At 33.8% G+C, this 20,002-nt stretch carries 18 protein-coding genes; 9 read left to right on the forward strand and 9 right to left on the reverse strand.

The window, feature by feature from the left end; genetic code table 11:
* Nucleotides 1-46 precede the first annotated feature (46 nt).
* Nucleotides 47-2,422, forward strand: coding sequence for a penicillin-binding protein 1C (gene pbpC, locus PQ462_RS02650; protein ID WP_274252270.1), 2,376 nt, complete (start codon nt 47-49; stop codon nt 2,420-2,422).
* A gap of 148 nt (nt 2,423-2,570) precedes the next feature.
* On the opposite strand, the gene PQ462_RS02655 is transcribed toward pbpC, so the two are convergent.
* Both PQ462_RS02655 and PQ462_RS02660 read right to left on the reverse strand, forming a co-directional pair.
* A complete protein-coding gene (locus PQ462_RS02655) occupies nt 2,571-4,115 on the reverse strand; it encodes an Rne/Rng family ribonuclease (RefSeq protein WP_044048260.1) in 1,545 nt (514 codons plus the stop codon).
* A gap of 379 nt (nt 4,116-4,494) precedes the next feature.
* Nucleotides 4,495-4,785, reverse strand: coding sequence for an HU family DNA-binding protein (locus PQ462_RS02660; protein ID WP_007805026.1), 291 nt, complete (start codon nt 4,783-4,785; stop codon nt 4,495-4,497).
* Between the two features lie 140 nt (nt 4,786-4,925).
* Here PQ462_RS02660 and mutY point away from each other — a divergent pair, with 140 nt between their 5' ends.
* Nucleotides 4,926-5,960 carry an A/G-specific adenine glycosylase gene (mutY, locus tag PQ462_RS02665; protein ID WP_274252271.1) on the forward strand — a complete coding sequence of 345 codons (1,035 nt, stop codon included), beginning with the start codon at nt 4,926-4,928 and terminating at the stop codon, nt 5,958-5,960.
* A 32-nt stretch (nt 5,961-5,992) separates the two neighbouring features.
* Here the strand turns inward: mutY and PQ462_RS02670 are convergent, their stop codons facing one another.
* Nucleotides 5,993-6,232 (reverse strand): hypothetical protein, encoded by a 240-nt coding sequence (locus PQ462_RS02670; protein ID WP_012023612.1) that lies wholly within the window; start codon nt 6,230-6,232, stop codon nt 5,993-5,995.
* A gap of 20 nt (nt 6,233-6,252) precedes the next feature.
* A complete protein-coding gene (locus PQ462_RS02675) occupies nt 6,253-6,591 on the reverse strand; it encodes a DUF2085 domain-containing protein (protein ID WP_274252272.1) in 339 nt (112 codons plus the stop codon).
* A gap of 225 nt (nt 6,592-6,816) precedes the next feature.
* Between PQ462_RS02675 and PQ462_RS02680 the strand changes: the two genes are divergently transcribed.
* Genes PQ462_RS02680 through gldD form a run of 3 tightly spaced genes read left to right on the forward strand, consistent with a single transcriptional unit; the run spans nt 6,817 to nt 9,137 of the window.
* Nucleotides 6,817-7,257 carry a single-stranded DNA-binding protein gene (locus PQ462_RS02680; RefSeq protein WP_012023614.1) on the forward strand — a complete coding sequence of 147 codons (441 nt, stop codon included), beginning with the start codon at nt 6,817-6,819 and terminating at the stop codon, nt 7,255-7,257.
* A 23-nt stretch (nt 7,258-7,280) separates the two neighbouring features.
* A complete protein-coding gene (locus PQ462_RS02685) occupies nt 7,281-8,576 on the forward strand; it encodes a gliding motility-associated protein GldE (protein ID WP_012023615.1) in 1,296 nt (431 codons plus the stop codon).
* Nucleotides 8,577-9,137 carry a gliding motility lipoprotein GldD gene (gene gldD / locus PQ462_RS02690; protein ID WP_121362425.1) on the forward strand — a complete coding sequence of 187 codons (561 nt, stop codon included), beginning with the start codon at nt 8,577-8,579 and terminating at the stop codon, nt 9,135-9,137.
* A 64-nt stretch (nt 9,138-9,201) separates the two neighbouring features.
* Here gldD and PQ462_RS02695 read toward each other — a convergent pair whose 3' ends face one another.
* Nucleotides 9,202-9,573, reverse strand: coding sequence for a heavy-metal-associated domain-containing protein (locus PQ462_RS02695; protein WP_274252273.1), 372 nt, complete (start codon nt 9,571-9,573; stop codon nt 9,202-9,204).
* A gap of 101 nt (nt 9,574-9,674) precedes the next feature.
* Here PQ462_RS02695 and PQ462_RS02700 point away from each other — a divergent pair, with 101 nt between their 5' ends.
* Nucleotides 9,675-10,541 (forward strand): DMT family transporter, encoded by an 867-nt coding sequence (locus PQ462_RS02700; protein ID WP_274252274.1) that lies wholly within the window; start codon nt 9,675-9,677, stop codon nt 10,539-10,541.
* Nucleotides 10,542-10,700: 159 nt separating this feature from the next.
* Here the strand turns inward: PQ462_RS02700 and PQ462_RS02705 are convergent, their stop codons facing one another.
* A complete protein-coding gene (locus PQ462_RS02705; RefSeq protein ID WP_274252275.1) occupies nt 10,701-12,749 on the reverse strand; it encodes a M16 family metallopeptidase in 2,049 nt (682 codons plus the stop codon).
* A 12-nt stretch (nt 12,750-12,761) separates the two neighbouring features.
* Complete coding sequence (locus tag PQ462_RS02710; RefSeq protein ID WP_121362421.1) at nt 12,762-14,084, reverse strand: M16 family metallopeptidase; 1,323 nt, start codon at nt 14,082-14,084, stop codon at nt 12,762-12,764.
* Nucleotides 14,085-14,355: 271 nt separating this feature from the next.
* Between PQ462_RS02710 and rplU the strand changes: the two genes are divergently transcribed.
* From rplU to PQ462_RS02725, 3 genes are all read left to right on the forward strand, one after another.
* Nucleotides 14,356-14,799, forward strand: a complete 444-nt coding sequence (gene rplU, locus PQ462_RS02715; RefSeq protein WP_012023621.1) for a 50S ribosomal protein L21 — start codon at nt 14,356-14,358, stop codon at nt 14,797-14,799.
* Between the two features lie 24 nt (nt 14,800-14,823).
* Nucleotides 14,824-15,084 carry a 50S ribosomal protein L27 gene (rpmA, locus tag PQ462_RS02720; protein ID WP_012023622.1) on the forward strand — a complete coding sequence of 87 codons (261 nt, stop codon included), beginning with the start codon at nt 14,824-14,826 and terminating at the stop codon, nt 15,082-15,084.
* 116 nt (nt 15,085-15,200) lie between these two features.
* Nucleotides 15,201-16,508, forward strand: coding sequence for a hypothetical protein (locus PQ462_RS02725; RefSeq protein ID WP_274252276.1), 1,308 nt, complete (start codon nt 15,201-15,203; stop codon nt 16,506-16,508).
* Between the two features lie 70 nt (nt 16,509-16,578).
* On the opposite strand, the gene PQ462_RS02730 is transcribed toward PQ462_RS02725, so the two are convergent.
* Nucleotides 16,579-19,338, reverse strand: coding sequence for an AsmA-like C-terminal region-containing protein (locus PQ462_RS02730; RefSeq protein ID WP_274252277.1), 2,760 nt, complete (start codon nt 19,336-19,338; stop codon nt 16,579-16,581).
* Nucleotides 19,339-19,387: 49 nt separating this feature from the next.
* The gene (locus PQ462_RS02735; RefSeq protein WP_012023625.1) at nt 19,388-19,969 is read right to left on the reverse strand and encodes a tRNA-(ms[2]io[6]A)-hydroxylase; all 582 of its coding nucleotides are present in this window, start codon (nt 19,967-19,969) and stop codon (nt 19,388-19,390) included.
* Nucleotides 19,970-20,002: the final 33 nt, after the last annotated feature.

Here is a 20,002-nt window from a genome sequence, read left to right on the forward strand (position 1 = left end):
AAACTGTTTTATCTGTACAATCTGTGGGCTAAAACCTTTAAATGCTTTGAAAAATAAACTTATAGCGTTTTTCCAACGCATCATAAACTGGATTAAAAGAAATAAAATAAAATCAGCAATTGCATTTGTGCTCTTGCTGATTTACTATTTTTCGATACCGCGAACTTTATTCAAAGAACCGTATTCTACTGTTATAGAAAGTAAAGAAGGAGAACTTCTTGGAGCTAAAATTGCCCGCGACGGACAATGGCGTTTTCCAGCACAGGACAGCGTTTCAGATAAATTCAAGAAATGCATTGTTTATTTTGAAGACGAGTATTTCTATAAACATCCCGGTTTCAATCCCGGTGCGATGATAAATGCTTTTAAACAAAACAGAAAAGCAGGTAAGGTTGTTCGAGGCGGAAGTACATTAACACAACAGGTTATTCGATTATCAAGAAAAGGAAAAAACAGGACCTACTTTGAAAAACTAATAGAAATTATTCTTGCTACAAGATTAGAATTGGGTTATTCTAAAGATGAAATTCTCGAAATGTATGCTGCACATGCGCCTTTTGGGGGAAATGTCGTAGGACTGGAAATGGCTTCGTGGCGTTATTTCGGAGTACAGTCCAATCAATTATCTTGGGCAGAAAATGCAGTTTTGGCTGTTTTACCCAATGCGCCAAGTTTAATTTATCCCGGAAAAAATCAGATAAAATTACTCAACAAACGAAACCGTCTTTTATTAAAACTGCATCAGGAAGGCATAATCGATAAACAGACGTACGAACTTTCGATAGAAGAACCATTGCCTCAAAAGCCATACGATCTGCCTCAAATAGCACCGCATTTACTGCAAAGAGTGGCAAAAAATGAAGAAGGAACAAGAGTAAAAACTACAATTGATTATGCTTTGCAAAATCGTGTCAATCAAATTGCTAGATATTATTACAATCAGTATAAGCAGAATGAAGTGCATAATCTGGCTATTTTGGTTATTGATGTCCAGAATCGAGATGTAATAAGTTATGTAGGGAATTCTCCAACAGATAAAGACCATCAAAAAGATGTTGATATTATTGATGCGCCGCGAAGTACAGGCAGTATTTTAAAACCGCTTTTGTACGGAGCAATGTTAGATGACGGCGAATTATTGCCTAATACTTTAGTAGCCGATATTCCAACGCAGATTTCTGGATACACACCTCAAAATTTCAATCTAACTTTTGACGGCGCAGTTCCAGCGCATCGTGCATTATCACGTTCGTTGAATATTCCTGCGGTTTTAATGCTTCAGGAATTTACGGTAAACAAGTTTTATGAAGAACTTCAAAAATTCAAATTAAAGAACATTAATAAAACTCCTGATCATTATGGTTTGTCGCTTATTTTGGGCGGCGCCGAAAGTAATTTGTGGGATTTATGCCGAACATACGCCAATTTATCTTCAACGTTAAATTATTATACTAAAAATAAAAGCCAATACAGAACGAATGAGTTCACAGAATTAAATTACAAAAACGATTTTAAGCCTGATTTTGGCTCTGAAATCAATCAAAAGAATGTTCTAGGTGCAGGATCAATTTGGTTGACGTACAACGCAATGGAAGAAGTCAATAGGCCGGAAGGAGATGAAGCCTGGAAGTTTTACGATAGTTCGCTTAAAATTGCGTGGAAAACAGGAACGAGTTTTGGGAATCGTGACGCTTGGGCTATTGGAACCAATTCAAAATATGTGGTCGGAATTTGGGTAGGAAATGCGACAGGTGAGGGAAGACCAACTTTGACAGGAGTAACCAGCGCAGCGCCAATTTTATTTGACGTTTTTAATTTACTGCCAAGACAAAGATGGTTTGATACTCCGTATAATGATTTGGCAGAAGTTGAGGTATGCCGTTTAAGCGGTTATTTGGCAAAAGACAACTGCCCAAAAATCAAACAATGGGTTGCTAAAAAAGGAAAAACGACTAAAGTTTGTCCATATCACAGAACAATTCATTTGGATAAGACAGAACAATTTCAGGTTAATAGCAGCTGCGAGAGTGTCGAAAATATTGTGACTAAAAATTGGTTTGTATTGCCTCCTGTTATGGCGTGGTATTACAAAAGTCAGCATATCGAATATTTGCCGCTTCCTCCATTCAAAGAGGGTTGCGAAGGAACGCAGACTACTACAATGGATTTTATTTATCCGAAAGCAAATAGTAAAATCTATTTGACAAAGGACTTTAACAGCAACGTGCAGCCCGTAATTTTAAAAGTAGCATATTCTGAAAGAGATAAAGAATTATTTTGGTATGTAGACGATGTGTATAAAGCCACAACCAAAACATTTCATGAGCTGCCAATTACACCAACAACAGGAATACATTATATTACGGTTGTAGATGCTTCTGGAAATGAAATTAGAAGAAAAATTGAAATAATTAGAGAATAAGTAGCTAACTGTCAGACTGAGCGAAGTCGAAGCCCACGTGCCCCAATTGGAGCGCCCTTCGACTTCGCTCAGGGTGACAATCGTAAGTTCTCAATCACAATAAAGCACAAAAAAACCGCCAATCTCACGAAAGGCGGTTCTTTGTTTTTTATTCTGTAATAACATTTCCTTTTTTGTCGTAGAAATGGTATTCTAAATACGTGTAAGCGTCACGAGGTATGATTTTCACCCATTTCTTATGTTCAAAAAACCATTTTGAACGTAATGATGGAAAACCTTTGCTGAGGTATGCAGCCACAAATGGATGTGTATTAAGCACAACCTTATTGTGGGTTTTTAAAAGTCTTTCTAAGTCAGAGGTGATCTTGTCAATTATTAATATTGGTGCTTCAATTTCACCATTAACTTTATTTGGATCTTCTTCTCTTGTTTTTATATTAACTTCTGGTCTTACGCGCTGTCTTGTAATCTGGACCAAACCAAACTTACTCGGCGGTAATATTTTATGCTTTGCTTTATCGTCGCTCATTTCTTCTCGCAAGAAGTCGAACAAAACTTTCCTGTTTTCTGGATTAGACATATCGATAAAATCAACTACGATTATACCGCCCATATCACGCAAGCGTAGTTGTCTTGCGATTTCTGCTGCGGCAATCATATTTACTTCCATGGCAGTATCTTCCTGATTGGTTGCTTTGTTAGAACGGTTTCCGCTGTTCACGTCTATAACGTGAAGAGCTTCAGTGTGTTCTATAATAAGATAAGCACCTTTACTCATGGAGACAGTTCGGCCAAAAGAAGTTTTGATTTGTCTCTCTATATTGTATTTCTCAAAAATTGGAGTGTCATTTGATTGATAAAACTTAACAATCGATTGTTTTGAAGGAGCAATTTCTTGCAGATATTCCTTCGTTTGATGGTACAACTCTTCATCATCTATTTGAATACCGCTGAAGGTATCATTAAATACATCTCTTAATATTGAAGAAGCTCTGTTAAGCTCTCCTAATACTTTTGATGGATGATGAGCAGTTGGTAATTTTTTACACATTGCAGACCATCTGCCAAGCAGGTTCTGCAAATCTTTTTCTAATTCGGCTACGTTTTTGCCTTCGGCTACTGTGCGAACAATAACACCAAATCCTTTAGGTTTGATCGATAGAACAAGTTTTTTTAGACGATCCTTTTCTTTTTTGTCTTCTATTTTTTGAGAAATAGAAACACGGTCAGAAAAAGGAACTAGAACGATAAATCTTCCGGCAAGAGAAAGCTCAGCACTTATTCTTGGACCTTTGGTCGATATAGGTTCTTTAACTACTTGAACTAAAACAGATTGATTGGCACTTAAAATATCAGTAATGATGCCATCTTTGTCAATCTCTTTTTCAAACTGAAAGGTTTTTAGGGAGAAATCTTTTAATTTACCTGCGCTTACAAGTTTTATGAATTTCAGTTGGGAAGCTAAATTTGGCCCCAAATCGTGATAATGTAAAAAGGCATCTTTTTCAAAGCCTACATTCACAAAAGCAGCATTAAGACCGGCAACGGGTTTTCTGATTTTGGCAATAAAAATATCACCAACCTGAAAGTTGCTTTTTTCTTCTTCTTTGTGTAATTCAATTAGTTTTCCATCTTTTAATAAGGCAAAATCTACGGCTTCAGAACTAGATCTAATGATTAATTCTTTATTCACACTGTAAATTTTTATCCGTGGATTGGTTGTCGGTTGCTTGTTGATAGTTGTTGGTAAAGAGACCAAAAACTAAAAACCAAAAACCATCAACTTCTACAAGGATGGATTAAACAATATTTTAACAGGTATTAACCCGGTGGAGTTAGCGGCCAATTTTCAGCGGCAGTAAGCAGTTTTAAGCTGCAAACTGTAATCTGTGACTGAGAATGACAAACTCCAATTTCAATGAACGTTTAAAAAGAAAAAAGTAGTTTAAAACTACTTTTTCTTTTTGTGGCGGTTAGCTCTCGCTCTTTTCTTACGTTTGTGAGTAGCTACCTTATGTCTCTTTCTTTTTTTACCACTTGGCATATCGTGTCAGATTTTATGTTAATTAATATTATTTTGCTTCGTTGTTAGTTTTTACTCCTTCTACAAATACTTTTGCTGGTTTAAAAGCAGGGATGTTGTGTGCTGGAATTTTAATTGTAGTGTTTTTAGAGATATTTCTACCTGTTTTTTCAGCTCTGGTTTTTACGATAAAACTACCAAAACCTCTTAGGTATACGTTGTCTCCTGTTTCTAAAGAAGTTTTAACTTCTTCCATAAAAGTTTCTACTGTTGCTTGAACATCTCCTTTTTCAAGACCTAATTTCTCTGAAATTTTCGCTACGATATCTGCTTTCGTCATTTTCTTTCCTATTTTATTTTATAAATGGTGTACTATTTTTTTGAGTTTGCAAATATAGGAATTAAAAAAATAATTAATCAAGCTAATTCGTTAAATTTTAATTACATAAACATTTACTTTTGCATTTTAAGGATTTGACGATGAATTTTCATAACAGGTTGATAAAATGGTATTTACAAAACAAACGGGATCTTCCATGGCGAAAAACAGCCAATCCGTACCATATTTGGCTCTCAGAAATTATGCTGCAACAAACCAGAGTTGTGCAAGGAATGCCTTACTTTTTTGCTTTTACGCAAGAATTTCCAACTGTTTTTGACCTCGCAAATGCCTCCGAAGAACAAGTTTTGAAACTTTGGCAGGGACTGGGATATTACTCAAGAGCCAGAAATCTGCATAATACTGCTAAATATGTTGCTTATGAGCTAAATGGAGTTTTTCCTGAAACTTATAAAGAGCTCCTTAATTTAAAAGGTGTTGGTGAATATACTGCCGCCGCAATTGCTTCTTTTTCTTATAATGAAGCGGTTCCGGTTGTCGATGGTAATGTTTTTAGGGTGCTTTCCCGTTATTTTGATATAGAATCAGATATTGCACTCCCGGCGTCTAAAAAAGAATTTGCTGCATTGGCTTATGAATTAATGCCTAAAAATGATCCGGCAACTTTTAATCAGGCAATTATGGAATTTGGTGCGCTGCAATGTGTGCCTAAAAGCCCCAATTGTACTATATGTATCTTTAATGAAAGCTGTTTGGCTTTACAAAAAAAGAAAGTCGATATTCTTCCTGTTAAATCCAAGAAGGTTAAAATTACCAATCGATTTTTTAATTATTTTGTTTTAGAGGATAATTTAGGAAATACAGCTATACAAAAAAGAACAGCAAAAGGAATCTGGCATAACTTATACGAATTCCCGCTTTTAGAAACCGGTGAAATTGTAGATTTTGATTATATTTCTAATGCAGTACAAAATCAGGTGTTTCCTGTATATACTATATTAAGTGTCGAAGAATACGCTGAAGCTACGGTAATTCATAAGCTTTCACACCAGCACCTGCATATTCAGTTTTGGAAAATAAAAATAAAGGAAACTATAAAGGAAGGAATTGAATTTGAAAAAATTAAAACTTTTCCTTTTCCTATTGTAATTTATAATTTTATAGAGAAGTTATAATAAAAAAACCGACTTATAGTCGGTTTTTTTATTTATACGCCTGCAGTCGCGTATTGAATTATTCTAACAACAATTCCAACAGCAAAACCAATTAAGGCCATATTACAGGCAGATTTTGCAGCTACAGGCTCGTCATTCTTTTTTACAAAGTAAATGATAGCTCCTGCCAGCGGAATACAAAAGGATAATACTTTTAATCCAGTACTTAGATCCTGCTGCGATTTGTCATTTTTCTTTTCGAATTCATCAAAATTTGAATTTCCTTCAGACATAATTATATAGTTTTTAGTTGTTAATTTATAAAGACGTGTTTAAAGAAATAGACAATCCAATAGGCAATAAAATCAGAAAGTCCGGCAAGTCCGTAACCAGCCAGGATACCTGTAGAAAAACGCAGGAAATTAGTGCTTTCCCTGTTGAAATAGGCTTGGGTTAAACCATCTATCATAGTTGGGGCAATAGCAAGCAAAGCCCAGTAAATATCAATTTTCATGAACCATAATAAAGGTATGAAAATGAAATACCCAACATAAATACCGGTACATCTGGCACAAAAAGGAAATTGCTTTCCTTTGTAAAAAAAAGATCTTTCGGGAAGTTTGTGACAACTTACAAATTCAATTTTTCTCATATCCAAAAATACATTATTTTTCTTTTTAACAAAATATTATTAAGACTTAATACCTGCATTGATTTTTTAATCTTCAGAAAAATTAAAATTTTCACTCTTACTAAAAATAGTATTGTTTTGCTTAGGTTAAAGTATTTTCTTTGCCATCCTGCTTTACAATTTTTAGAAAAGCAGGAATTAATTTGCTAAAAAAATGTATCTTTGGTAGAAATACCACTATTAATTATGAATGGAACATTAAATAAAGTCATGCTTATTGGTCATTTGGGCGATGATGTGAAAATGCATTATTTTGATGGAGGAAACTGTATCGGGCGCTTTCAGCTGGCAACTAATGAAGTTTATATTAATAAAACTACCAATGAGAAAATAACTTCTACAGAATGGCATAATTTGGTTGTGCGTAATAAAGCAGCTGAAATTTGCGAAAAATATCTTTCTAAAGGAGATAAAATATATGTGGAAGGACGTATAAAATCAAGACAATGGCAGGCAGAAGACGGGACAACAAAATATACTACCGAAATTCAGGTGACTGAGTTTACTTTCCTGACTACTAAAAAAGAAACTGCAAATCATAAACCGAATCAAGATCAGGAATCAGCAAAAAACACTAACTTTGATGCACCCAGCGAAGGCTTGCCAATAAATGACCTGCCTTTTTGATTGTTTAACTAATCTTATGTAATTTGGACCCGGAGCCCAGTTTATTTTTTACTACAACTTTAGACACCAATTTAATTATTGGTTTTGTCGGAATATTTATTTTGCTGTTTTTGTCAGCAATTGTTTCAGGTGCCGAAGTTGCACTTTTTTCTTTGTCTCAAAAAGATATCGATGACACTCTTCAGGAAAATGACTCAAAAGGGAAAATTATCTCTAACCTTTTAGACAGACCCAAAAAACTCTTAGCGACCTTATTAGTAGCCAATAATTTTTTAAATATTGGAGTTGTTATCCTGTTTTCTTTTATAGGAAGAAACATTTTTTCGGGCGTTGAGTCTCCTGTTTTAAAATTTATTTTAGAAGTAATACTGGTTACTTTTTTTATTTTATTGTTTGGAGAAGTACTTCCAAAAGTATACGCCAGCCGAAACAATATTAAATTTGCCAAACGTTTTGCCTATTCCATTTCAATTTTAGATAAATTACTGTCGCCAATTAGCTTGCCTATGCGCAGGGTTACTTTATATTTGCACAATAAATTAGGAAAACAAAAAAATAATTTTTCGATTAATCAGCTTTCTCAGGCTTTAGAATTAACAGATTCTGAAGGTACATCAACAGAAGAACAAAAAATTCTGGAAGGAATTGTTTCTTTTGGAAATACAGATACAAAGCAGGTTATGAGTCCGAGGATTGATATATTTGCTTTGGAAATAACAGAGCCATTTTCTGCAATCTGTCCTAAAATAATCGAAAAAGGATTTTCGAGAATTCCGGTTTATCGAGATAATATTGATCAGATAGAAGGCGTTTTATTCGTAAAAGATTTATTGCCTCATATTGACAAAGACGATTTTGACTGGGCTTCTTTAATGCGCGAACCATTTTTTGTTCCTGAGAATAAAAAACTGGATAATCTGCTAAAAGATTTTCAAAGCCTAAAAAGTCATCTTGCTATTGTGGTAGACGAATATGGCGGTACATCAGGATTGGTTTCTCTTGAAGATGTAATCGAAGAAATAGTAGGGGATATAAGCGATGAATTTGATGACGAGAATTTGAATTTCTCTCAAATTGATGAAAAGAATTTTCTTTTTGAAGGAAAAATAAATCTTAAAGATTTCTACAGAATTGTTGATGTTGATGAAGATGTATTTGAAGCCAGTAAAGGCGAAGCCGAAACTTTAGCCGGATTCATTCTGGAAATTCTGGGTAATTTCCCTAAAAAAGATCAAAAAATAGCTTTTGAGAATTGTGTTTTTACAATAGAAACCGTTGACAAAAAGCGTGTAAAACAAATAAAAGTAACAATAGAATAAATGTTTAAAAAAATACTTTCAGTAACTGCAATTTTGCTGACATTAACAGTCGTAAGCTGTAAAGACGATGTGCTGCCAAAACCTGCAAGTTTCCTGAGATTAGATTATCCGGAAGCTAAATACGTTAATTTTGAAAATAACTGCCCATTTGTTTTTCAAATGAATGAAGACGCAGTTATTAAAGGCGAAAAAGACTGCGGATTTGCGATTACTTATCCAAAAATGAAAGCGACTATATATTTAACTTACAAACCTGTAAACGGTAATATTGAAAAGCTTTTAAAAGATGCACAAAAACTTACTTATGAGCACGTTATTAAAGCCGATGATATTTTAGAACAGCCTTACATAAATCCTGAAAAAAAGGTTTATGGAATGTTTTATCAGGTTGATGGTAATGCGGCGACAAACTCTCAGTTTTATGTTACAGACAGTACAAAACATTTTATAGCAGGATCGGTTTATTTTTATGCAAAACCTAATTTCGATTCGATTATGCCGGCAGCGAGTTATATCAAAAATGATATGCAGCGTATAATGGAAACTTTAAAGTGGAAATAAAAATTTAAGAAATAAAAAAACGGCGTTCAATTGAACGCCGTTTTTGTTTGGGTAAAGTTTAAACTTAAGATTTAAAGTCTGAAACTTTGTATGTTTTTCCGTCTCCGGTTTCCTGAACAATTTTTGTTAAAGATTCTTGATTTTGAACCGTTTTATCAAAAGTAACGGTTGCTGTTTTTTTGTCGAAATCTACAGCTGCTTTTTCAACACCGTCAAGGTTCGATAATTCTTTCTCGATTGTTTTAGCGCATCCCATTGCACAAGTCATTCCTTCAATTTTAAAACTTGCGGTTTGTACATTTTCAGCAGCAATTGCTTTCTGTTCTTTAGTTGTTTCTAATGGTTTTATATTAGCCAGATTTTTATCTTCTTTTTTGCAGCTTATAAATACTAAACCTGCAATTGCTAATGAAGCAATGATCTTTGTAAATTTCATTATATATAATTTTAATTGAGTAATTGTGTTCTTTGCAAAATTAGTAAAAAACGAGAGGTCAGTTCATAAAAATAGTACAAATTTGCAGTAAAATAGTTTATATGGATGCAAAACAATTAAAGTGGGCTTACTTATTAGTCTTGTCCTTAATTTGGGGAAGTTCTTTTATCTTAATCAAAAGGGGATTGGTTGGATTAACAGCAATTCAGGTTGGTTCGTTTAGAATTATTTTTGCATCTCTCTTTTTATTAATTGTCGGCTTTAAGAGTTTAGGAAAGATATCGCGTCGTCAATGGAAATTTGTTGCCGTAACGTCTTTTTTTGGAACTTTTACTCCAGCCTTTTTATTTGCTATTGCGGAGACTGAGGTTGACAGTTCAATCGTGGCTATTTTGAATTCGCTTACACCTTTAAATACTTTAGTGCTGGGGATTCTTATTTTCGGAATCCAGTTTCAAAAGCGGCAGGTTTTAGGTGTTTTTATTGGACTTTTGGGATGTCTGCTTTTGGTTTTAAGCGGAGATTCTGCAGGAGGAACGCAAAATTACTTATATGTTCTATTGGTAGTTATTGCAACGTTGAGTTATGCCATAAATGTTAATTTGATCAAGAAATATTTATCTGATTTAAATTCGCTGAGTATCACAACAGGAAATTTTGCCATACTGCTTATTCCGGCTTTGATTATTTTGAGTATTACCGATTTTTCTCAGAGAATGCACCTTCAGGAAGCACAGCATTCTATTTTGTTTGTAATGATTTTGGGAGTTTTAGGAACTGGTATTGCGAATGTTTTGTTCTTTAAATTAATTCAGATTTCATCTCCTGTATTTGCAACTTCAGTAACGTATTTAATCCCGATAGTTGCTTTCTTTTGGGGATTATTAGATAATGAAATGCTTACGCCGATTCAGTTTTTTGGTGCTTTTATTATTTTAATTGGAGTTTATTTATCGGCTAAGAAGTGATTTTTTGAGTTATGAATTATGAGTTATGAGTTAATGGGCTTCGACTTCGCTCAGCCTGACAAAACGAGAAATAAAAAGAGCTTTGTCAAAGTTTTAAACTTTGATAAAGCTCTTAAAAATCTTAGAACCTTAGCAGCTTAGTTTCTTAGCATCTTTTTTTTATAAAAAATCTGCATCAGAAACGCCTTCGTTTATCTTAATGTCAATCATTTTGATATCTAATTCAAAACCAATGTTCTGTACTAAATTAAAAGGGACTTTTACGCCTTTTACAACTCTGTAATCGTTGAAATTTGTAATTTGAGTAACCGATTTTCCGTCTTGTTCACGAACTTTAGATTTAGCTACTTTCAATCCTGTTTTTATATCATAATAATGAGTTGTATTGCCGTCTTTTATAGCATAAGCATCACTTCCGTTGATTGGCTCAATACCCTGAACTTTTAAATTGGTTCTTTTTACTAATTGTAATTCTTCAAAAGGAGCAGCGTTTGCTTTCATTTCTTTAAGATCATCACCTTCAAGATTTTTTCGTTTTCCCTGCTGTTCTATATAAGCGCCTTTTTCATTTACAACCTGTTTCATTAAATCCATGGTTCCCATAGAAAGAGAAACCATCATTTTTCCTTTAGAATCCAATTTAGAAACAAAAGTCAACGGACCCGGAGCCTGCGGTACTTTTGTTGTTCCGTTCATGTTAAGGGTTTTTACAGCTGTTACTGCTTTTTCTCCGCCAATTGCATTAATATAATTTTCGAAAACCGTTTTTGCTGTAATGTTTGTTGGAGCTTCTTTTTTAACGGCAGGTTTTTCAACCGGATTTCCATATTTATCAAAATAATGAATCGGAATTTGAAGTTTTTCCAAACCTGGAATTACGTCAGAACCTTTTCCCACAATAACAATTCGCATATTGTCAAGTAAAAAATACTTGTTTGCCACGCGGTAAATATCATCGGCCGTTACATTGTTTATAGTCTGAATGTATTTTTCGTAGAAATCTGCCGGAAGTTTTTCTGTTTCAATGTTTAAAGCATATCTGGCAACAGCTTGTGGTTTTTCGACCTGCATTACAAAACGCCCAATGTATCCAGCTTTTACGTTTCTTAAAACTTCTGGATCAACTCTTTCAGTTCGTACTCTTTTTATTTCTTTTATAAACTGAACAACCGCACTGTCTGTAACTGTATTACGAACGGCAGATGAAGCTTTGAATTTAGTTACATATTTTCCGCTTCCAATGCTTGAATTTGCTCCGTAAGTCCACGCGTGCTGTTCACGTAAATTCATGTTTAGGTAGCTGTTAAAATCGCCGCCCAGAATTTGATTGGCAATCACGGCAGGGAAAAAATCAGGATCACTCATTTTTAGGTTTACAGTATTTACCAAAGAAATCTCTGATTGAACTGCATTTGGAACATCAACAAAATCAATTTGAAGCGCTGAGGCATTTTCAGGATTTGGATAAGTGTTTTTTGGTGCAGCCTGTTTCTTCCATCCGCTGAAAAGTTTTTCTACGGCTGCTTTGGTTTCTTTAAACTTGACATCACCAATGATAACCAGGTATGCGTTTTCTGGGACGAAATAAGTATTATAGTTTTTTTGAACATCTTCCAGAGTAACATTTTTTACCGTTTCTTCAGAAAGGTATTCTCCAGAAGGATGATTTTTTCCAAAGGCCAAAACGTCAACTACACGATTTGAAATAGCCGGAACACTTTTTTCATCGGCTTTAAGTCCTTCAAGTAATTTTGCTTTTTCTTTGTCGAATTCAGTTTGAGTGAAATTTGGCTGCAAAGCTCCTTCGGCAAGAAGTTCTAAAACACGTCCTGAATATTTAGATAATGCGCTGGCAAAAGCTCCCTGAGATGTAAAATTGATATTGGCACCATAAAAGTCGATTTCTTCATTAAAAGCTTCTTTTGAAGTTTTCTTAGTTCCGTTGCCAATTAAACTTGTTGTTAATTCATCAACTCCTTTTTTATTTCCTTCTGTAAAGGGCGCGTTGTCTAGTGTAAGGTTAAAACTTACGCGGGGCAGTTTATGATTTTCAACAATTAACACCTTCATACCATTTGATAATACAAAGGTTTGAGGTTTTTTTATGTTTACTACCGGCGGGTTTCCGGGTTTTGGTTGTGGACGATCTTGTGCTTGCATAATTCCAGTTAGGAATAAAAGGATTAAAAAAGTATGTAAATTTTTCATGATTCGATATTCTTAGTTCTGAGATTTTGGGGAAGGAATGTAATCTAAAATTAAGCGCTGATTTGGGTTTAGATATTTCTTGGCCACTTCTCTAATTTCTTCTCTTGTAATAGAATGGTAAATATCAATTTCGGTATTGATTAAATTTACGTCTCCATAAAGTAAATAATACGAAGCCAGATTTTCTGCAATTCCTTCTACGCTTGCATTTGCATTCACAAAATTATTATCGAATTTGTTTTGTAATTTTTGGTAATCTTTTTCAGAAATCAAATCGGTTTGGATTTTTACGATTTCTTCATCCATTTCTTTTAAAATATCGGCAGAAGTATTTGGAGCCATTGGCAGACCATATAATATATAGGTTCCATAATCTTCCTGACTAAAGCCTACAGCGCCAATTTGTAGCGCCATTTTTTTGTCGTCAACAATCTTTTTGTACAATTTAGAGCTTTTTCCATCACTTAAATAAGAGGAGATCAAATCTAAAACTCTTGCGTCTCTTGTTTTCATTGACGGAGTTCTGTACGAAGCGACAATCATCGGAATCTGAATATTTGGATCTTCGTATGTTGATTTTATGGTCTGTGTGATAGGTTCTTCTGTAAAAGTTTGTTTTTTAACTTCTTCGCCTCTCGGAATTGGTCCAAAATATTTCTGAATCCATTCTTTTGCTTTTGTTTTGTCAAAATCTCCTGCAACAACTAAAACAGCATTGTTTGGAGTGTAGAATTTTTTGTTAAATGCCTGAAACTCTTCAAGAGTTGCGGCATCTAAATCTTTCATAGATCCAATTGTTGTCCAGCGGTATGGATGATTTTTGAACATATTCTTTTTAACTTCAGGCAGAATATTTCCATAGGGCTGATTGTCGTAACGCATTCTTTTTTCCTCTTTTACAACTTCATTCTGCGTTTCAACTCCAATTTTATTGATAATAGGGTGCATTAATCTTTCAGATTCCATCCATAAACCCAGTTCTAAATTATTAGACGGAAAAACTTCGTAGTAATAGGTTCTGTCGTCTGATGTGTTGGCGTTATTCACACCGCCGTTTGCGGTAACGATTTTCATCCATTCACCGCGTTTAATGTTTTGTGTTCCTTCAAATAACAAATGTTCGAAGAAATGCGCAAAACCAGTACGATCCGGGCGTTCGTCTTTTGATCCTACATGATACATTACAGATGTAATGACCACAGGAGCCGATGGATCGTTATGTAGAATGACATGCATACCGTTGTCTAAATTGTATTCTTCAAAAGCTACTTTTTGAGCATGAGCCACTCCGCCAAGCATTAGTGCAGCACTTAACATCATTATTGAATTTTTCATAAAGATTAATAAAATTTATACCTATAAAGATTGGTAGTAAAGATTTGTTTATAGTTACATCAAAAGTAACCTTTTTTATGGAGGTTTTCTAAATTTCAAAAGAATCGATTTTATTTTAACAGTAAATTACATATAATTAAACGCAAAATTTACTGTAAAAGTGCTTGAAAAACAGACTTTAAACGGAAATAAATATTTTTAGAATAAGAGATTGCACAGTAAATTATTAGTTGTATATTTGCAACCTTAAAAATCAATAAATCAATTTGGTATGTATGCAATCGTAGAGATAGCAGGGCAACAATTTAAAGTAAGCAAAGACTTAAAGGTTTATGTTCACCGTTTAGCTAACGAAGAAGGTTCAAAAGTTTCTTTTGATAAAGTTCTTTTGTTAGACGATAATGGAAATGTAACTTTAGGCGCCCCAGCTATAGAAGGTGCTTCAGTAGAAGCTAAAGTGTTACAACACTTAAAAGGAGATAAAGTTATCGTTTTCAAAAAGAAAAGAAGAAAAGGATACAAAAAAAGAAATGGTCACAGACAATATCTTACTCAAATTGTAATTGAAGGTATTACTGCAGCAGGAGGAACTAAAAAAGCAGCAGCTAAAAAAGCAGTTGTAGCAGAAGAAGCAGCAGCTACTGAAGAAGTAGAAGCAGCTCCAAAAGCAAAAAAAGCAGCTCCAAAAGCAAAGAAAGAAGCTACTAAAGAATAATAACAATATTTAAACTCATACGTCATGGCTCACAAGAAAGGTGTCGGTAGTTCGAAGAATGGTAGAGAATCAGAATCAAAACGTTTAGGCGTTAAGATTTATGGTGGTCAAGCTGCTATTGCTGGGAACATCATCGTTAGACAAAGAGGTTCAAAACATAATCCAGGTGAAAACGTTTACATCAGTAAAGATCACACACTACACGCAAGAGTAGCTGGAGTTGTTAAGTTCCAAAAGAAAAGAGATAACAAATCTTATGTATCTATTATTCCTTTTGAGGCATAATAATCAAAGATTTACTTTTATAAAAAACCCGTTCTGAAAAGATCGGGTTTTTTTATTTTTATACTTTTTAAAACTTACATTTGCTAAGAAAGGTTTGTCTCTTTAAATTAAAAAAGTTGAAAAAAATAGTAGTATTTATACTCTTGTCCTGTTTTAGCGTGTACGGAAAAACAGTATCAGAGAGTATTGCAAATCACATAAGTTTATTAAACGATAAACAAAAAAGTATTTTATACGAGTTTGAAGTTTTAAAAAAGAATGGTTTTGATGCCGCTCCATTTTGGCTCAAAAATAAAAACCAGTTTCCTCAATTCAATGAAAATGTAAGAGATGAGTTAGCAAAGCAGATTTTTGCAAACTCTCATGTAATATATTCCCCGCCAAAAGATTCTGCAATTCAATTCTGGATGCAGACGCAGTTACTTACCAATTGGATGTTTTATTTATCGGCATTTATTGCTGTTTGCGCCCTTATCGCTTTATTTAAAAGATATTGGGGTATGCTCATTCAGTTTTTAATTAATCGTCTGGCGCCTTTATTAAAATTTTTGTTTTCTCCGGTTTTGTTAACATACGAATTGCTGTTAATTGGTGCTGCCAGTGTATTTTATGGCTGCGTAATCGAAGAGTTTGTAATGAGAACCGTAATTATTCATTTAGGACTGTTTTTATTATGGAGCCAGTCGACAGCTGTGTTTACTAAAGAATACTGGGTTAAAAAGTATGTTTATGAAATAGAAAATAACTTTTGGGGATCTGATCCGTGGGAAACAGTAAAAACAATCAGTTTTCCAGCCGTTATTGTTACGCTTGCTCTTTTTTATGTATTGTATAAAGTTCCAGAAGATATTTTCTACAATTATGAAATAGTTCTTTCTGGTATTGCGGCGATTTATGCATTGCCTTTTTGGCGTTCTTTAGAGAAATATATTTATCCGGTTTTATTTCCGTTTGTCAAAGATGATAATAGAGACCGAAGTATCAATTCACTTGGAGCTTGTACAGTTATAGCTCTTATTGCTGTAATTGCGCTTGCCTGGCAGTTTAATCCTGTTTTTAACAATATAATATCGGCATTGGTAAGTTTATTAATGCTGTCGTTCCTGATTTTGTCTTGTAAAATAAATCATAAATACAGTTATAGAAATTATTACTATATGCAGTTTGTAACTGTTGTTTTTCTTCTGTCAGTTTTGATTTATAGTTATTCTTTCCGCTTAAACGAAATTATCTGGTTTTCATTAATAGGAGGCAGTATATTTATTATAATAAAATACATGGAGATCTTTTCGTTTTTCTCTGATTGGAAAAGAGGAAAAGCCTGGGCCTGGAAATTAATGGGGCTGGCCGGGTTGTTATGGCTTTTGGGTAAATGTGTGTTATATGCTTCTCAAATATTATTTATCGTAACTCCGGCATTCTAAAAAGAAAAAACCTTTGCCGAGGTTAAACTTCGACAAAGGTTTAGAAAGATTTTTTTTGTGCTAAAAATATCTAATTTTCAGTATCTTTTGTTTCTTCCAGATCTTCTGTTTTACGGCCTACTTTTACTTTAGGATTATCCTGTGTTCCTGTAACAGTTAACGGAATTCCAAATATACCAAGCGGAGGAAGTCCTAAACGCATTTTTAAGTTTAGTTTTCCGTCTAAACTTGTTGTTCCTTCAATTCTTGGTCTAAAGCCTGCAAATTTAAATTTAAAGCGTTCTACGGTAATGATATTGTTCTTAACGGTGCTTTTGATATCTACTTTTGATACATCAGGATTTTTCATTGATTCAGAACTTGTTTGTTTGCTTACGGCATTAAACATTTTCAAACCGCGGACTTTTACATCTTTTACAGAAAGTACGCCGCCGCCAACAAGCGAAGGATAAACAGGGTCCATATTTCCATTTAAACGGCCTTTTAATTTATAATCTAAAGAAACAATTCCCTGAGCTTTTTCTGCAGCGCTTGCCATTTTTCTAAAAACTTCAATTTCATTATAAGCTCGTTTAATGTCAAAATCAGATGCTTTTATGGCATAATCAAAATTTGCTTTTTGCGGTGTTACGGCCTGATAATTGGCATTCATGGACACATTACAGCCAATTAAATTAAAACCAGTATTCTGCATTGTCAATTTACCTTTGTTCATGGTTAAATAACCGGTTGCATTTTGAAGATTCAGCTTGTCAAAATTTACTTTTTGGGCATTAGCCAATAATTGCAGATTCAGGTTTGTTGGAATAATAATAACGCCAGTTTGCTCAGGTTCGGTCTTTGTTTCTGTTTTTGGAGCTGGAGCTTTTGTTACCGAAGTATTTGCTGATGTCTGCGACATGAATTCATCTACATTGATATATCGCGCCGAAACTTTAAAAGAGCCTTTTAAAACACCTGTATTTGTGGTTGCATAGTTAAAAACATTTTGTAGATAACCATTCATTTTAAAATCAGATTGTCCGTATGCGGCCAGGAAATTATTAAAAGACATTTTATCCTGATTGATTTTGAAAATACCTTCTTTGATAATGAATTTTTTAGGAAGATATTCAGATGCTACGCCAATATTTCGCAGCTCAAGCGTTCCTTTATTGTATAATTTGCTGTAATTTCCTTTTTCGGCATCGCTTTGTTTTCCTTTTAAAACTAAATCGGCTTTAATGAAACCATCTAAATCAAGTCCTTTTTGAGAGAAAACTTTATAAATTCGGTTAACGTCCAATTCTCCTTTTGCCTTAATATCGTATGCTAAATCATTAAAATCACTCAAATCGGCTTCTACAAAAACAGGTTTTCCTTCAAAAGTAAACTGAGCTGGTTTTAGTTTGATTTTTAAATCTTCAAAAGTTCCCTTTTGGTTATCGATTTTAGATTTAATAGTAATATTGGTAATAGGGTTTGGATAATATTTTGTTTTAAGATAACCGTTTTCTAAGTCAAAAACACCTTTGGTAACCGGGAAAAGTTTGTTTTTTTGGTCGAATTTTCCATTCGCCTGAATATCTCCCGCCAAAGATCCTTTTAATTCAACGTCTGGAATACCTAATGCTTTTGTTAGTTTTTCGAGATTAATTTTGGCTTTAAAATCGGCATTGATTTCAGGTGTGTTTATGCCTTTTACAAAGAATTTAGATTTTAAATAATCCTGATTGATATTTAAAGACAGGTTTTTAGCATCAACCGTTAAAAGGTCCGGATTTAAAGATGGAACTTTTGTTTTAATGTCTAAATTTAAATTAGAAACCGGGAATGGGCTTTTATTATAATTTACAAATCCATTATCAATTTTGACATCCAGATTCAAATCCGGAGCGATATTTTGAGATGTGATGTAATTTCCTTTTAGCGTTAAAAGAAGATTTGTATTTCCTTTTAATTCTGTTTTAGAAAGCCAAGTAATGTATTTTGGCGGAAAAGCTGTAAATACATCATACAAATCGCTGTTATCAGATTTTATAACAAAATCCATATTATACCCATCTTTCAAAATGTCGAATTTTCCTTTAAAATCGACCAAAAGCTGGTTGATTTTTAAGTTGTTTTGCTGGAAAAAGAAAGAAAGGGAGTTGATGTTGACTTTTGTAATTAAGTCAGCATCCACTTTTTTATTCATTAAATACGGTTCGTTTTCATAAACAATATTTAATTTTTCAATTTTAGCTTTTGAGTATAAGTCGAAAACAGCTTTGTTTAAATCGCCTTTTCCTAAATAATTAAAACCAAACGCATCAAAATGCACCTTTGTTGACTGATCGTCGTAAATAATTTTACTGTTTAAAATCTCAATTCGCTCCAGTTTTAATGCAGTATCAGTACTGTCTTTGGTTTCTGCGGCTTTGGCTTGTGATTTATAAATGTTGTAATTGGCTTGTCCGTTTGGATTCACTTTTACATTTATAAAAGAATCAGATAAATAAATCTGGTCAATTTTTACCGATTTGCTGAAAATTAAACTCGCCACATTTATCCCAAAAGAAACCTCTTTTGCGGTAATAAATTTTTCGTTTTTGTATGGTGCAGAACCGTTAAGGCTTAAATTATCTAAGGTTAAAGTCAGTGATGGAAAATGACGAAAAAACGAAACCGAAACATCAGAATAATTAAGTTCTGCGCTCAGTCTTTCGTTGGCTGTTTTTTTGATCTGTTCTTTAATTTGATCTTCAAAAACAATTGGCGTTAAAAATAATAGTGCTAAAATAACAGCGAAAGTTATCCCTAAATACTTCGCAATTTTAAATACGATTGACCTGGATTTACTTTTTTGCATAGCAATTTGTGGTGTTTAAATAAAAAAATAGAGTAAAAAAGGGCGTAATTTATCCGTGAACGGTTTCTTTTTTACCATAATTGGTAATAATAGAACCTTCATATTCAATCCATTCTTTCCATCGTTTGTCGATGTCGATATTATCTTGGTATTTTCTGGCAAATCCTAAAAAAGTAGTATAATGTCCGGCCTCAGAAATCATTAAATCGCGGTAAAATTTAGCTAATTTTTCGTCTTTAATATTTTCAGAAAGAACTTTAAAACGCTCACAGCTTCTGGCTTCGATCATGGCAGAGAACAATAATCGGTCGCTGAGTGCATCACGTCGGCTTCCATCTTTTTTCATAAATTTGAAAAGCTCATTTACATAATGGTCTTTTCGTTCGCGCCCTAAAGTAAGACCTCGTTCTTTTATAATATTATGAACCATTTGAAAATGTTCGAGTTCTTCTCTGGCGATAATAAGCATTTCGGTTACTAATTCTTCTATTTCAGAATTATAGGTCACAATACTAATGGCGTTTGAAGCTGCTTTTTGTTCGCACCACGCATGATCTGTCAAAATTTCTTCAATATTCGACTCTACAATATTAACCCAGCGAGGGTCTGTAGCTAATTTTAATCCCAACATAATTTCCCAACATTTTATTCCTGCAAAATTAGT

The organism is Flavobacterium sp. KACC 22758 (assembly GCF_028736135.1).
GTDB classification, from domain to species: domain Bacteria; phylum Bacteroidota; class Bacteroidia; order Flavobacteriales; family Flavobacteriaceae; genus Flavobacterium; species Flavobacterium johnsoniae.

Bases quoted from the DNA above. Each gene is read 5' to 3' on its own strand.
- rplU (WP_012023621.1), top strand. From the start codon at position 14,356: ATGTATGCAATCGTAGAGATAGCAGGGCAACAATTTAAAGTAAGCAAA.
- PQ462_RS02700 (WP_274252274.1), top strand. From the start codon at position 9,675: ATGGATGCAAAACAATTAAAGTGGGCTTACTTATTAGTCTTGTCCTTA.
- PQ462_RS02695 (WP_274252273.1), bottom strand. From the start codon at position 9,573: ATGAAATTTACAAAGATCATTGCTTCATTAGCAATTGCAGGTTTAGTA.
- PQ462_RS02730 (WP_274252277.1), bottom strand. From the start codon at position 19,338: ATGCAAAAAAGTAAATCCAGGTCAATCGTATTTAAAATTGCGAAGTAT.
- PQ462_RS02675 (WP_274252272.1), bottom strand. From the start codon at position 6,591: ATGAGAAAAATTGAATTTGTAAGTTGTCACAAACTTCCCGAAAGATCT.
- PQ462_RS02660 (WP_007805026.1), bottom strand. From the start codon at position 4,785: ATGACGAAAGCAGATATCGTAGCGAAAATTTCAGAGAAATTAGGTCTT.
- mutY (WP_274252271.1), top strand. From the start codon at position 4,926: ATGAATTTTCATAACAGGTTGATAAAATGGTATTTACAAAACAAACGG.
- PQ462_RS02680 (WP_012023614.1), top strand. From the start codon at position 6,817: ATGAATGGAACATTAAATAAAGTCATGCTTATTGGTCATTTGGGCGAT.
- PQ462_RS02705 (WP_274252275.1), bottom strand. From the start codon at position 12,749: ATGAAAAATTTACATACTTTTTTAATCCTTTTATTCCTAACTGGAATT.
- PQ462_RS02710 (WP_121362421.1), bottom strand. From the start codon at position 14,084: ATGAAAAATTCAATAATGATGTTAAGTGCTGCACTAATGCTTGGCGGA.
- gldD (WP_121362425.1), top strand. From the start codon at position 8,577: ATGTTTAAAAAAATACTTTCAGTAACTGCAATTTTGCTGACATTAACA.
- PQ462_RS02670 (WP_012023612.1), bottom strand. From the start codon at position 6,232: ATGTCTGAAGGAAATTCAAATTTTGATGAATTCGAAAAGAAAAATGAC.
- rpmA (WP_012023622.1), top strand. From the start codon at position 14,824: ATGGCTCACAAGAAAGGTGTCGGTAGTTCGAAGAATGGTAGAGAATCA.
- PQ462_RS02735 (WP_012023625.1), bottom strand. From the start codon at position 19,969: ATGTTGGGATTAAAATTAGCTACAGACCCTCGCTGGGTTAATATTGTA.